The sequence below is a fragment of the Bacillus sp. TE8-1 genome (assembly GCF_008368855.1).
GTDB classification, from domain to species: domain Bacteria; phylum Bacillota; class Bacilli; order Bacillales; family Bacillaceae_G; genus Bacillus_A; species Bacillus_A cereus.
Genome location: NZ_QPET01000016.1, coordinates 113,427 through 127,354, shown reverse-complemented (window position 1 = coordinate 127,354; position 13,928 = coordinate 113,427). Strand labels below are relative to the sequence as shown.

Here is a 13,928-nt window from a genome sequence, read left to right as displayed (position 1 = left end):
GGTGAATCTTGTACAGATAAAATGTATTCTATTTTTATACTTTTGTAAATATTCTGAAGTTTTAGAAATAATAGGCGGAATATTTACAGTTTTACATTTTTTCTTTAGAAAGAATGGTTATTGGAATGATATAATAAGTGGATATATTGTTTTTACTGGATGTAAAGATGTTTTAGGAGAGGTGTCATTGAAATATTTTACAAGAGATTGGTATAAAGAAATGCAAGTTTTAGAATTTGTAAGTTTTATAGATTCTATAAAAGAATGGTCGGAAATGGATATAGAAAGTTTAAAGGAGGAAATTGAGAAAAGGAAAATAGATTTATTAAAGTTCCTTCCTGAATCGATATACTCAATTATACAAAACATCACAACTAATTCAGAATACCCATCAGGTGAACTGAAAAAACGTATGCGAAAGTGGTCAACAGATTATGAGAAAAGAGTGGCACAATTAGATCAATCATACGTAGAATATTTTAATTCCATTGAGAAAAAACTTCCGTCAAATGTCGTTCAGTTACACAAGACATCATTACACGACAGTGTAATTAAAGTAGTAAAGAGAAAGTCAGAAGATACTTTGTCTATCGTATTAGATTGCAGTGGTACTTTTAGTGAATTTGATAAATTTGAAGTAACCTTTATAGGAGTAACAAAGTGTTCTATGCCGGAAAACTTTGAAAATGCTTGGTGGTTATATCATGAAATAGCTCTTACTGAAGATGGTTTTGAACTAGGTGTTTTATTCGACTGTCCATTTAGAGAAGTGACGATTTGTGCGACAGATGTATTACTTGTGAAGAAATAATTTTTTATGGAGCATTACAAACGTTTGACATAATAAAAAAATAAAGTTATTGTAGATACATGAAGTCTACAATAGGGGCTGTACTATGAAATATTCTAAAGCTACAAATTATGCTCTTCATACAATGCTTTTTCTGGCAAAGGCTACACCAAATAAGTTAGTTAGTGTTCACCAATTAGCAGAAATGCAAAATGTTTCACCAACGTACTTGTCTAAAATACTAACTAAGTTGACGAAGGAAGGGATGATACATTCATCATCTGGTCCAAAGGGCGGTTACTCGCTTAGTAAGAATTGGGAAGATATTTCATTTTTAGACATTATACATGCAATTGAAGGTAAAACATCATTGTTTGAATGTTGTTTACATGACAAACCTGGATGTTTAATTAATGAAGTAATGCTTGCAGCAGAAGAGAAAATGGAAGAAGAGTTACGAAATCAAAAAATCGTAGATCTTGCGAAAAAAATAAAAGTGGATTTTTAATCTGCTTTTATTTTTAAATTAATTAAGGATAAAAAGACTCTTTGATATCTTTAATTGTAGTTAGAAAATGATATGAAGAAGGAGAGAAGATGATGACTAAATTTTGGAATGATCGATATAAATCAGATGAATATTTTTACGGGGAAGAACCTAATACATTTATTAAAGAACAAGCATTTCGTTTAGCAAATCACGATAAAGTAATAGCTTTCGCGGAGGGAGAAGGTAGAAATGCTGTATTTCTAGCAAGACAAGGGAACGAAGTAACAGCTATTGATTATTCGGAAGATGGATTAGAGAAGACAAAAAAATTGGCAGAGAAGCATAACGTAAACGTGCATACAAAAAAAGTAGATTTATTAGCTGATAGTTTGCCAGAAAATGAATATGATGCAGCAATTATGGTATTTGGACATTTTCATGATGATTATAAAAAAATGATATTAGGTAAAATGATACAAACGATAAAGCCTGGTGGTTTAATTATGTTTGAAGTTTACTCAAAAAAACAAATAAACTATGGTACTGGTGGACCAAAAGATGTTGATATGCTGTATGATCCAATTGATATCCTTACTTGGTGTGAAGAACATAAGGTAATTCATTTCTTTAATGGCGAACAAGAGCGAATTGAAGAGAAAGGGCACACTGGCTTAGCTGATGTTATTCAAGTTGTTATTAGAAAATTATTATAAGTGTTAATGAAAGTTAAATGTATCTAAATAGAAAGCTTCCAATATGTATCTGTTAACGGGGCTGCTTTGCTATCTATGTATAAATACATATTATTTAAATCTTTTGGTGAAGTTTTCAGTTCAAACACAATGTCAGTAGTTAAAGAGAATTCGTGTGGAACATTTTTATAGTGCTCGTCATCTATCGGATGAGCTTCACCTTCATATTTCTGACCAGTTTTTTCATCTTGTATGAAATATTTTATTTCCGAAAGATCAATAGTTTGTCCATCGTCTCGAACATTATTAATCATAACACGAGTAGTAAGGCGCCGCTCTTTGTCTATTTTTTCAAACTTTGCATTCTCAACTGTCGCTCTATAGTATTCGTTTTTAACTATTTCTCCATAGTGCATTGCATTCTTTTCGAGAGCGCTCTTTTCTTGTTTTGATGTAGTATTGTTATTACATCCTGTCAATATTCCAGTAAATAATAATGCTGTACATGTCGTTTTGATTAATGATTTCATAGTAATCCCTTTCTGTGTTAAAAAGTAAAATATAGGAATAGTTTTACATCAATAGGAAGGTGAATGGAAGTATTTTTGCGTAATATACAGATATATATATATATATATGGTTGTCAAGTTAACAGGATAGAAAGAGGGAGAAGACTGTATAAAACGGAATAAATAAGAATTGAAAATATTGTAAAACGGAAGAGGCATGCATATAATTAAAATAAAGTTTAAGTTTCTGAATCTTCAATAACGGTGGTGATAACATGTTTACTGAAGAACGTCGAGAGAAAATTTTAGAACTACTTAATACAGATGGAAGAGTAATCGCAAAGGATCTTGCGGAAAGATTTGATATGTCTATTGATTCTATAAGAAGAGATTTGTCTATTATGGAAAAGGATGGTTTATTAAAAAGAACGCACGGAGGTGCAATTGAACTTACGCGAGTGAGAAATTTAGCTGCGGAACCAGCTAAACGTTATAGTGATAGCTCAATATATGAGGACACAATTGCAAGAGTTGCGGTATCTTATATACAAGAAGGTGATTCAATTTTTATTGGTGGGGCTTCCGTTCATAATGCGATGCTGAAATATTTACCAGAAGTATCATTTACGGTTATTACGAATTCTATAGAAATAGCTGGTTATCTACGAGAATATAAGAATATTGATACGTATTTAATTGGCGGAAAAGTAAAACCTTCAGGGAATATTACTGATACACTTGCCTCTGAATTGATAAGTAGATTTTCTATTGATCTTTATTTCTCTACAGGTGGAGGCATTTCATTACAAGGTATTAGTACTGCAACACCTGAAGTTGCTTATTTTAGTAAAAGAGTAAGTGAAATTGCTAGAAGAAATATTTGTTTAGTTCCGCATAATAAACTTGGAATAGATTGTTTTATAAGAGGAGAGTCTCTAAAAGAAATTGACATTATTATAACTGACGAAGAGGCTAGTAAAGAAACTGTTCAGGACTTTGAGAAACAAGGTAAACAAGTTGTAATAGCGCCATTATATTCATTTGAAAGGAGTTTGACATGATTGTAAAAGAGCAAGAGTTTTATATAAATGGATTAACTTATACAATTCGTTCTGCAGCTGAGAAAGATGCTGAGCAGTTATCGAAAATTAGAGTTCAGATTGATGGAGAAACTGAAAATATGGATAGAGATGCTGGAGAGGGATTTATAGATAATCTAGGATTTCAAAAAATAATAAAAACAGATAGTGAAGAGACTAAGAATCTCTTTTTAGTTGCAGAAGTGCACAATCGAATCGTTGGATTTTCAAGATGTGAAGGATCAAATTTTAAGAGATTATCTCATAAAGTGGAGTTTGGCGTTTGCATTTTAAAAGAGTTTTGGGGATATAGAATGGGGAAGAGCCTATTACAACAATCTATTAAATGGGCTGACGAAAATGCAGTGAATAAAATATCTTTACAAGTATTAGAGACAAACGAGAAAGCTATTCATCTTTATAAAAAATTAGGTTTTGAAGTAGAAGGCATTTTGAAAAATGACAAAAGACTATCGGATGGAAAGTATTATAATACGGTAGTGATGGGAAGATTTACTAATACTTTTCATGAAAGAGGTGAAGAAGTATGTTTTACAGAAGGAAGTACTATGTAGTGAAAAATGAATTTATAGAAGTATTTAATGATCATTTCAATAATACGAACTTACCTAATCAATTAAAGCATGGTTCTAGGCTAATAGGACGCTGGATGAAAGATAATAAGAATGGTACGTCTGAAGTATTTGCCATATGGGAATATGATAGTTATGAACAGTATAATGAAATAGAATCGAAAATTAGAAGTGACGAGAGGCATATTAAAGGAATACATGAATGGTATGAAAACTATGGCGGGAAAGAATATGTTTTACAGGAGTACATAGTAGAGATGAAAAATGAAGAGTTAGTATGTACTGTAAAGTAACAGAGGGGTGAGGGATAATAGAAATTAAAACAAAATTATATTTTAGTTTAGCATCCACTATTTTATTTGCAATAGCCGTGATTGTTTTCTTTATAAATGGTAATCCACAAAAGTGGTTTTGGTTATGTATTTTCTTTGCGTCCATTATACAAAATATAGTGCTACTAAAAAAGAATAAAGAAGGGCATTAGGATATTCAAATTATTAACATATTTGTGTCGTATTGCTAGTTGTATTGAAAACGCTTTTATTCAGTTTTATAATAAAAGTATGTTTTATAAATCTCCAAAACAATTAAAAGGGAGATGATACAATGTTAGCTTCACCGTTTTACTTACATACATGGAAAAAGTTTGTTAATGAAGGTGTTCTTGATTCAAATCGCATAAATCAAAGAATTTCAGAATCGTGGCATCGATGTAAACAGGCTAATGTTAATCCTCATATGAATAAAGGTCAGAAAGTTTTGTCTTCTAATATTTTTCGAGAACAAAAGAAAAAGAGTGAAATTTTCCTTGATATAGCATTACCCCAAATACAAAATATGAGAAAAACCATTGATGAACTACAAATGATGGCATTATTAATCGATCCAGATGGTTATGTCCTATCCTTAAGTGGAAATAAACAAACGTTAAAGCGAGCGAAACATATTAATTTTATTGAAGGTGTAAAATGGACGGAAGCAGCTGTGGGGACAAACGCAATAGGAACAGCGCTAGAAATTGAAGAAGCTATTATGATAAGCGGTACTGAACATTACTCCGTGGTATCTCATAGCTGGAGTTGTGCGGCTGCTCCCATTCATAACGATGACGGGAAATTAATTGGTATTCTAGATTTCTCCTGTCCAATTGAATTTTCGCATCCATATATGCTCGGTATGGTAACTTCAATTGCACATGCGATTGAACGTGAATGTAGCATAAGAGTTCATCAAAATGAATTACACTTAATCCATCGTTTTTTAGATGTCATTGATAGTGATGAACAAGTAGTTATTTGTAATCATCGTGATGTTATCGTTTCTGCGAGTAAGAGCGTTCGGGAACGAGTAACTAATTGGTCAAGAATGAAACTTGAAGATTTAGTGCACCATGGATTGGAAACTAAATTAGAGATACCGGTATATAGTAATGAAAGAATGATCGGGAAATGTATGTATTTAAAGGAAAACAAACAAATGAATACATATTCTGCTTTCACATTTATAAAAGGAATTACTTTTCCAGGAGTTACCGGAACAAGTAAAGCATTTCAACACACACTAGAAGAAATTAAGCTTGTTTCACCGACTGATGCTAGTGTGTATGTATGTGGTGAGACAGGAGTAGGAAAGGAATATGTCGCGAGAGCGATTCATGAAAATAGTCCAAGAAAAGACGGACCCTTTATAGCTGTTAACTGCGGTTCTTTGCCTAAAGAATTAATGGAAAGTGAATTGTTTGGTTATGCTGAAGGTGCGTTTACAGGTGCGCGACGTCAAGGATATAAAGGGAAATTTGAACAAGCGAATGGAGGAACACTGTTTTTAGATGAAATTGGCGAAGTACCACCAGAGATGCAAGTAGCCTTATTGCGTGTTTTACAAGAACGCACAATAACTCCAATAGGAAGTTCAAAAGAGGTACCAGTAAATATTCGTATTATTACTGCCACACATAAAGATTTACTACGGTTAGTAGAAGAAGGGAAATTCCGTCAAGATTTATATTATCGTTTGCACGTTTATCCGTTATATGTTCCATCGTTAATAGAAAGAAAAGAGGATATCCCATATTTTATACAACACTTTTGTGAACGGAAGAATTGGAATGTTGTATTTCCAAAGAGTATATACAATCAATTTTTACAACATACATGGCCCGGAAATATTCGGGAACTAGTAAATGTATTAGAACGTATTTACATTTTGTCGCAAGGACGGGAAATATGCGAAAAGCAAGTCGCTTTTTTGATACAAACAATGACGGGAAATCAACAACAACTTGAGTTACAAGTTGAAAATAAAACAGAACATACATTGAATTTTCGCGAAAAAATACAGCGTGATAGCATGATTGAAGCGTTAGAAAAGACGAACGGAAATGTTTCGTTAGCCGCAAAACTGTTAAATGTTCCTCGAAGTACATTTTATAAACGAATGCAGAAATATAAGCTATAAAGTAGATTTTTGTAATCTACTTTTTCTTTGTGGGCTCATGTTCTGTCGGAATGTGCGCTTACCGGGGAAATAATAGAATTGTTAGAAAATAATTCCCAGAAGGGGGACTTATGTGAAGTATATTGAAATTGGCTTCGGAAATAGGTGGTTCGTTCGAACAGAAACCGAAAATAAAGATGGAACTGAATTTGAAGAACGAGGAATTATAAAACCTATTTATTTTGAGTCACTATATGTACGAATGTGGTTTCGGAAAACGTGTTTAATTTTTGATACGAAAGAAGGATTTAAAAAGATTAAGAAGAAGAGGATTGAATATAAATTTATAGTTGGAATTGTAAGTAGACTGAATAAAGAAAAAGTGTGCTAACATACATAGTTATATTGGCCAGGAAATTCTATTGACTTATATCAAACTCATAAAAAGTAATTTTACTAAATATAAATTGTTAATAAAACCACTAAGGAAACTTAGTGGCTTCTTTTTTTATAGGAAGGATTTTCATATGAATAGGATCTTAACGATTGTACTTGCAATTATTGTAATGAGGTATTCCATTTATAGTTGGAATGATGTTTCGGAACAGAGTATGCTAATTTTACAAACGCTTATAGGGATTATGTTAGTTAGTTTAGGAGTGCAAAATTTTAAAAATAAAGAAAATAAAAGTATGGGCATCGCTTGACTACTCGTTGCGTTATATTTAATTGTTGTATTGTTAGTAAAACATTTTGCATGAATAAGTATTTAAATTATTTATTCATGATTTTCTTATTACGAAAAACATTCTCGCAATAAAAGTTAAAATTCCACTTGTATTTCACTATATAAAATATGGCATAATGATTTAGTTAAATAGAAATGGATAGGGTATTTGAGAGGGGCAGTATAATGAGTTTTGCAATTGAAATAGTAATAAAAGCACCAATGGATATTGTATGTGACTATATAATAGAAGATGAAAAAATAAAAGAATGGAATACGTTTATAATAGAAAATCGCTATCCTTCAAATATGGATAAAGAGAATCCACGTGTAGGAGATAAATATATTACTGTTCAAAAAGTCGGTAAGAAAATATTCGAGGCTGAAGTAGAAATCCTTGAATACGATGCACCGCATATTATTTCACTTGGTAGTGAAATGAAGCAAGGATATTCAGCAATGACTTATATGTTAGAAGAAGATGAGGAAGGTACAGCACTAACATTAATTTCAGAATATGAACCTAGTAATTTTTATTATAAAATGATGTATAAGTTAACAGGCTGGATATCACGAGGTTTAACTATGGAACAAATGGAGCGTCTAGCAGAATGTGTAGAAGCTGCTTATCATAAAGAAGATTAATATTAAAAATATATTAAGGTAAAAGCGTTACTCAATCTCATGAGTAACGCTTTTACTGTTTGAAGATTTTTCATTGAAAATCTCAATAGCTCTTTCATATATTTCTTTATCAACACAAAATCTTTCTGTTATCCAATAATTAAGTTCAGAAGATGTAATGATTTGTTCTCTTTTCTTACCTTGGAAATATTGTTTTAAAACATTATCATTTATAGAAGTCGGAATGCCATCGATATAACCGAAAATCTGAATTTTAGCACTACCATACCCAGATAATATATTTTTATAGATGTAAAATAACACACCTTACTTATTGAAGGTGTGCTATTTATATAACCCGGTCGTATACATCTCCGTTAACGTATACACAATTTCCTCTAAGTTAATCTTTTTATCATTTTGCGTAATAGTCCAAAGAAACGATTCATTCATCGCGAACCAACCGCGTGCTACAATCTCTTTATTTAAATTAGGTTGTGCTAATCCACTTTCTTGAGAGTGAGTAATATCCTGTTTAATACTTGTTATAAAACGTTCCCGAATCTCATCCCATTTTTGCCGTATTTCTCTTGATAATCCTATCGCTTCCTCTACAACTTGCAAAATAGCGCGTTCTTCATCTGCTAATTGCAGGAATGCTCTAACTTGATTTTGGATCATTATACGTGCTTCCTCTTTTGTTTGTGGAGAAAAAGAGCGCTCAGCGATATTATAAAAACGATTCATAACATCTTCCATTAAACTAATTAGGAGATCATCTTTGTTTTTGAAGTATACATATGCTGTTCCGTAACCAGTTTCTGCATGTTTAATAATTTGTGTAATTGTCGTTTTTTGAAATCCATTATTTATAAAAATAGTGTAACCAGAGTGTAATAGTTTCTTCTTCGTTTCTAAGGAGCGGTGTTTTCTTGATGAAAGAGTAGAGTTTTTCAAAGAATCACCTCTTTATACTGAAATATCTGAAAATATAACTGTATTGTAAAAGAAGTTCATATATAAAGTCAACTGACATAATATCATTGACGTTGTATCAATTAAGGTGATATATTTCAATTAGTTAGAATAAAAAGAAAATTAAGAGAAGGTGACACCATGTATAAAGAACCATTTCAACCAACTTATGAGTATGCGCTTGGATGTGATAAACATGATGAACTGAAAGATTTTCAAACTGAATTCTATAAAAAAGAAGGTACTATATATTTAGATGGAAACTCATTAGGGCTACTTTCAAAAAGAGCAGAGAAATCATTACTTACGTTGCTAGATTCGTGGAAAGAGTATGGCATTGACGGCTGGACAGAAGGTGAGCACCCGTGGTTTTTCCTTTCAGAGAAATTAGGTAAACTTACAGCCCCTCTTATTGGTGCTTTACCGGAAGAAACTATTGTAACCGGTTCTACAACTACAAATATACACCAAGTTATTGCGACGTTTTACGAACCAAAAGGAATACGTACAAAAATACTTGCGGATGAATTAACTTTCCCATCAGATATTTATGCACTTCAAAGTCAAATTCGTTTAAAAGGATTAGATCCAGAGGAGCATTTAGTAAGAGTGAAAAGCCGAGATGGTAGAACACTTTCTGAAGAAGATATTATCCATGCGATGGAAGATGATATCGCTTTAATTTTATTACCTTCTGTTTTATATAGAAGTGGTCAAATTCTTGATATGAAACGTTTAACAACGGAAGCTCATAAACGCGGCATTCACATTGGATTTGATTTATGCCATTCAATAGGATCTATTCCGCATCATTTCAAAGATTGGGATGTCGATTTTGCTGTTTGGTGCAATTATAAATATTTAAATGCAGGACCGGGTAGTGTTGCAGGCCTTTATGTAAATAGTAAACATTTTAATAGACTGCCAGGATTGTCTGGATGGTTTAGTTCTAGAAAAGATAAACAGTTTGATATGGAGCATACATTAACAGCTGCTGATCATGCAGGTGCTTATCAAATTGGTACACCGCACGTATTAAGTACAGCACCATTAATTGGTTCACTTGAAATTTTCAAAGATGCTGGTATTGAACGTTTACGTGAGAAATCTTTACATATTACGAGATACATGCTGAATTTAATTGGACATGAATTAAAAGATTTCGAATTTACAATTGGAAATCCATTAGAGGATGAAAAACGAGGCGGGCACATTTATTTAGAGCATGCAGAAGCAGCACGTATATGTAAAGCACTAAAAGCAAATGGAGTAATTCCAGATTTTAGAGCGCCAAATGGGGTGAGACTTGCGCCGGTCGCTTTATATAACACATACGAAGAAGTGTGGAAATCTGTACAAATATTAAAGAAAATTATGAAAAATGAAGAGTATAAGCAGTTTGAAAATAAGCGAGAGGTTGTGGCATAAATATGAAAACATCAGAGTGGATTGATATTTCACAACCGCTAAATAATAATATTGCAACGTGGCCAGGAGACACACCGTTCTCGTATGAAGTTTCATGGTCAAAAGAAGAAAGTGGCTCAGTAAATGTCGGAAAGTTAACGATGAGTATTCATACAGGCACTCATATTGATGCACCATTTCATTTTGATAATGATGGAAAGAAAGTATTGGATTTAGATGTTCAAGTTTATGTTGGCCCAGCACGGATTATTGACGTTTCTAATCTTGAAAGCATCGGGAAAAAGGAATTAGAAAGCTTTCATTTAGAAGGTGTAGAACGATTATTATTACGTACATCTTCACATGGAAAAGCTGAAGAATTTCCAGAGGTGATCCCTCATTTACGTGCAGACATAGCGTCGTTTCTTTCAGGGAAAGGTATTCGTTTAATCGGAGTAGATGTACCATCAGTTGATCCGCTAGATGATAAAGAATTAGCAGCGCATCATCAATTATTTAAACATGGAATTCATATTTTAGAAAATGTCGTACTAGATCATGTAGCAGACGGTGATTATGAACTTATTGCATTACCACTTGCATTAACTGATGCAGATGGAAGTCCAGTTCGAGCCGTTATTAGACCAATATAAGTAGAATCATATAAAAGGGGCGTTTGGCTAATATGAAAGAAAATGAAAAAGTAATTATGGAAAAAGGGATTCATACGGATTTTAAAGAGAATATGACGTATGGGGAGTATTTACAATTAGATAGTTTACTATCTTCTCAAAAAAGATTATCGGACCATCATGATGAAATGTTATTTATCGTTATTCACCAAGCAAGTGAGCTTTGGATGAAGCTCATTTTACATGAGCTAAATGCGGCGATTGAATCTATTAAACAAGATAAATTACAACCAGCTTTTAAAATGTTAGCACGTGTATCAAAAATTCAGTCTCAAATTATTCAATCTTGGGATATTCTTGCGACATTAACACCATCAGAATATATTGAGTTTCGTGATTCACTCGGTCAAGCTTCAGGTTTTCAATCGTATCAATATCGTATGATTGAGTATGCACTTGGCTATAAAACGCCACACGCATTAAAAATTTATGAAAAGGATCCAGAATTACATGCACGACTTCATAAAGCGCTACATGCACCAAGTCTATATGATGTCGCGATTCAAGCATTAGTAAAAGAAGGATTCCCTATTCATAAAGATGTGTTAAACCGTGATATTACGCAGCCTTATGAAGAAGATGCAACAGTAGAAGCAGCATGGTTGGAAGTGTATGCGGATGTGAAAAAATATTGGAATTTATATCAGCTTGCTGAAAAATTGATTGATATTGAAGACTGGCTACAACAATGGCGTTTCCGTCATATGAAAACAGTAGAAAGAATTATTGGACATAAAATGGGTACAGGTGGATCCTCCGGTGTTTCTTATTTAAAGCGAGTACTTGATCAACAATTCTTCCCGGAGCTTTGGAATGTTCGTACAAAATTATAAAAATAAACCTGTCAGTTCATTATGGCTGACAGGTTTATTTTTACTTGAGCACAATTATGTTTAAAATGAAGGAACAAGATATAATAAATGGAGTAACTATTTAAATGGAGGTAAAGTTTTTGGATTTCAAGCAACTAGAAAATAAATTCGAAAAGAAAAAAGTGAATACATTTCTTGTTTATCAAAAAGGGGAATTAACAACTGAGTATTATAAAACACCCGAATGTGCAAATAACTTATATAAAATAAATTCGATTACAAAAAGTATCGTATCTTTATTAATTGGTATTGCAATTGATAAGGGCTATATAAATGATATACATACATCAATTACAGAGTGGATTGAAAATGTACCTGGGGAAAAACATGATTTAACGCTATATCACTTATTAACAATGACTACTGGTGAGGACTGGAAAGAGTTTGGGAATGGAGTAGTATTCCCAAATGACTTTGTAGAATCAGAGAACTGGGTACAGTACATATTAGAGAAGCCAATAATTGAAGAACCTGCTACAAAAATGAATTATAATTCAGGTTCTTCTCATTTACTGAGCTATATTATTCAAAAAGCTACTGGAATGTCGACAGAGCGGTTTGCAAAGAAATATTTATTTGATCCATTAAAAATTAACGAATACGAGTGGCAACAAGATCCGCAGGGTATATATGTAGGTGGCTTCGGTATGAAAATGAAATCTACCGATTTATTAAAATTAGGAAAATTATGTTTGCAAAATGGATATTGGAATGAAAAAGAAATTGTATCAGCGAAATGGTTAGAAGAGTCAAGTAGGGCGCAATTTGAAACATATGAACATGTGGGCGCATATGGATATCACTGGTGGGTATTACATAACGAAAGATTTCACATACCGTATTGTATATATTTCGCTATGGGATACGGCGGACAATACATCGTTATCATTCCTCAATTAGAAGTAGTATCTATTATAAGTAGTCATATGCCAAAACGTGGGCTCGTTCCGTTAAAATTATTTATTGAGCATGTACAGGGAAATTCTAATTATATATAAGAAAAGGAGGGAATGTATGAAAGATGAAAAAATTTTATCTTTATTTAGACTATGTTTAAGCCTTCTAGCATTTAGTACAATCATTACGCAATTTATAATACGGGCACAAGTGAAACCGTTCAACCCAGTTAACTTTTTTAGTTTCTTCACTATCGAAAGTAACATTTTAGTTGCATGTATTCTCCTTTTAAGTAGTATCGGAACAGCTACATTTGGTCGCTCAGAACAGTTTAGTATACTTCGTGGTGCAGCAACGGTATACATACTTACGACTGGACTCATTTATTTTTTATTATTAAGAGGGTTAGAAGAATCACTTCAAACGGCAATACCATGGGTAAATACTGTGTTACATTATATCATGCCAATTGCTATGCTTTTAGATTGGATATTAAATCCACCAAATAAGAAAATCACTTGGAAACAAGCTTCAAGTTGGCTCTTATTCCCGTTTTTTTACGTTGTATATAGCTTAATTCGTGGTCCAATCGTGAATTGGTATCCTTATCCGTTTTTAGATCCGAGAATTGGTGGATATGGTAGAGTACTTTTATACAGTATAGGGATAGCAGTTGTAATTGGCACTATTTGTATATTGGTAAGATTTTTAGGGAATCGATATTTTAGAAAAAAATTTTAGAAATGAAAGAAACCCGGCTGTTATGAATTTAAATAGCCGGGTTTCTTTCATTTTATCTACTCGTCTTCTGAAACGACAACTTTATAAATTTCTCCGTCTTCGTTTCAAATTCTACATCAACAAAAACACCGTATTCTTTTCCGTTCTCACGTAACCACAATTTAAATTTTTCAACAGTTATTTGAACTGTTTTTGGTTTTCTACCTATATGAAGATAGTCAATAATTTCTGCTTTTGGGTATTGTTCTTTCGTCTTTTCTACGGCAAGTTTACCCCATTTGGCATACGGTGGCTGCGCATGAACAATTGATGAGCCTGTATATATATTTGAACATGTTGTTAGGAACAGAATGACGAGTGCGACGTGTTTTAAAGATTTCTTCATGATGAACTCCTTTTATTCT

At 32.7% G+C, this 13,928-nt stretch carries 18 protein-coding genes and 1 pseudogene; 15 read left to right on the top strand and 4 right to left on the bottom strand.

Annotated features, from left to right (window positions below):
• Positions 1 to 187: 187 nt before the first annotated feature.
• The 3 genes from DN404_RS17450 to DN404_RS17440 all read left to right on the top strand — a co-directional run bounded on the left by DN404_RS17450 (position 188) and on the right by DN404_RS17440 (position 1,993).
• Positions 188 to 811, top strand: coding sequence for a DUF4085 domain-containing protein (locus tag DN404_RS17450; protein ID WP_025687592.1), 624 nt, complete (start codon positions 188 to 190; stop codon positions 809 to 811).
• 85 nt (positions 812 to 896) lie between these two features.
• Positions 897 to 1,298 (top strand): Rrf2 family transcriptional regulator, encoded by a 402-nt coding sequence (locus DN404_RS17445; RefSeq protein ID WP_000877650.1) that lies wholly within the window; start codon positions 897 to 899, stop codon positions 1,296 to 1,298.
• A gap of 89 nt (positions 1,299 to 1,387) precedes the next feature.
• Positions 1,388 to 1,993 (top strand): class I SAM-dependent methyltransferase, encoded by a 606-nt coding sequence (locus DN404_RS17440; RefSeq protein WP_149215291.1) that lies wholly within the window; start codon positions 1,388 to 1,390, stop codon positions 1,991 to 1,993.
• A gap of 23 nt (positions 1,994 to 2,016) precedes the next feature.
• Here DN404_RS17440 and DN404_RS17435 read toward each other — a convergent pair whose 3' ends face one another.
• Positions 2,017 to 2,502, bottom strand: a complete 486-nt coding sequence (locus DN404_RS17435; protein WP_149215290.1) for a hypothetical protein — start codon at positions 2,500 to 2,502, stop codon at positions 2,017 to 2,019.
• 254 nt (positions 2,503 to 2,756) lie between these two features.
• Here DN404_RS17435 and DN404_RS17430 point away from each other — a divergent pair, with 254 nt between their 5' ends.
• The 7 genes from DN404_RS17430 to DN404_RS17400 all read left to right on the top strand — a co-directional run bounded on the left by DN404_RS17430 (position 2,757) and on the right by DN404_RS17400 (position 7,961).
• The gene (locus DN404_RS17430; protein WP_006924315.1) at positions 2,757 to 3,542 is read left to right on the top strand and encodes a DeoR/GlpR family DNA-binding transcription regulator; all 786 of its coding nucleotides are present in this window, start codon (positions 2,757 to 2,759) and stop codon (positions 3,540 to 3,542) included.
• The gene (locus tag DN404_RS17425; protein WP_000635684.1) at positions 3,539 to 4,135 is read left to right on the top strand and encodes a GNAT family N-acetyltransferase; all 597 of its coding nucleotides are present in this window, start codon (positions 3,539 to 3,541) and stop codon (positions 4,133 to 4,135) included. Before DN404_RS17430 ends, DN404_RS17425 begins: the two co-directional genes overlap by 4 nt.
• Complete coding sequence (locus DN404_RS17420) at positions 4,108 to 4,446, top strand: NIPSNAP family protein (RefSeq protein ID WP_149215289.1); 339 nt, start codon at positions 4,108 to 4,110, stop codon at positions 4,444 to 4,446. The genes DN404_RS17425 and DN404_RS17420 overlap by 28 nt, the downstream gene beginning before the upstream one ends.
• Positions 4,447 to 4,759: 313 nt before the next feature.
• On the top strand, positions 4,760 to 6,610 hold the full coding sequence (locus DN404_RS17415) for a sigma-54-dependent Fis family transcriptional regulator (protein WP_000881435.1): 1,851 nt from the start codon (positions 4,760 to 4,762) through the stop codon (positions 6,608 to 6,610).
• A 112-nt stretch (positions 6,611 to 6,722) separates the two neighbouring features.
• Positions 6,723 to 6,980: a DUF3977 family protein gene (locus DN404_RS17410; RefSeq protein WP_000873828.1), complete on the top strand. Its 258-nt coding sequence runs from the start codon at positions 6,723 to 6,725 to the stop codon at positions 6,978 to 6,980.
• 136 nt (positions 6,981 to 7,116) lie between these two features.
• Complete coding sequence (locus tag DN404_RS17405) at positions 7,117 to 7,296, top strand: DUF3953 domain-containing protein (protein WP_001079917.1); 180 nt, start codon at positions 7,117 to 7,119, stop codon at positions 7,294 to 7,296.
• 206 nt (positions 7,297 to 7,502) lie between these two features.
• Complete coding sequence (locus DN404_RS17400) at positions 7,503 to 7,961, top strand: SRPBCC family protein (protein WP_000006415.1); 459 nt, start codon at positions 7,503 to 7,505, stop codon at positions 7,959 to 7,961.
• A gap of 27 nt (positions 7,962 to 7,988) precedes the next feature.
• Here DN404_RS17400 and DN404_RS17395 read toward each other — a convergent pair.
• Both DN404_RS17395 and DN404_RS17390 read right to left on the bottom strand, forming a co-directional pair.
• A pseudogene (locus DN404_RS17395) lies at positions 7,989 to 8,216 on the bottom strand (hypothetical protein); the annotation flags it as partial.
• Positions 8,217 to 8,285: 69 nt separating this feature from the next.
• Complete coding sequence (locus DN404_RS17390) at positions 8,286 to 8,897, bottom strand: TetR/AcrR family transcriptional regulator (RefSeq protein WP_049108036.1); 612 nt, start codon at positions 8,895 to 8,897, stop codon at positions 8,286 to 8,288.
• 159 nt (positions 8,898 to 9,056) lie between these two features.
• Between DN404_RS17390 and kynU the strand changes: the two genes are divergently transcribed.
• From kynU to DN404_RS17365, 5 genes are all read left to right on the top strand, one after another.
• Positions 9,057 to 10,343: a kynureninase gene (gene kynU / locus DN404_RS17385; protein ID WP_149215288.1), complete on the top strand. Its 1,287-nt coding sequence runs from the start codon at positions 9,057 to 9,059 to the stop codon at positions 10,341 to 10,343.
• 2 nt (positions 10,344 to 10,345) lie between these two features.
• Positions 10,346 to 10,975, top strand: coding sequence for an arylformamidase (kynB, locus tag DN404_RS17380; RefSeq protein WP_149215287.1), 630 nt, complete (start codon positions 10,346 to 10,348; stop codon positions 10,973 to 10,975).
• Between the two features lie 32 nt (positions 10,976 to 11,007).
• Positions 11,008 to 11,847 carry a tryptophan 2,3-dioxygenase gene (gene kynA, locus DN404_RS17375; protein ID WP_000661957.1) on the top strand — a complete coding sequence of 280 codons (840 nt, stop codon included), beginning with the start codon at positions 11,008 to 11,010 and terminating at the stop codon, positions 11,845 to 11,847.
• Between the two features lie 119 nt (positions 11,848 to 11,966).
• Complete coding sequence (locus DN404_RS17370) at positions 11,967 to 12,884, top strand: serine hydrolase domain-containing protein (RefSeq protein WP_000346253.1); 918 nt, start codon at positions 11,967 to 11,969, stop codon at positions 12,882 to 12,884.
• A 16-nt stretch (positions 12,885 to 12,900) separates the two neighbouring features.
• Positions 12,901 to 13,524 (top strand): Pr6Pr family membrane protein, encoded by a 624-nt coding sequence (locus DN404_RS17365; protein WP_149215286.1) that lies wholly within the window; start codon positions 12,901 to 12,903, stop codon positions 13,522 to 13,524.
• 52 nt (positions 13,525 to 13,576) lie between these two features.
• On the opposite strand, the gene DN404_RS17360 is transcribed toward DN404_RS17365, so the two are convergent.
• A complete protein-coding gene (locus tag DN404_RS17360) occupies positions 13,577 to 13,909 on the bottom strand; it encodes a DUF3889 domain-containing protein (protein ID WP_000749106.1) in 333 nt (110 codons plus the stop codon).
• Between the last annotated feature and the right edge of the window lie 19 nt (positions 13,910 to 13,928).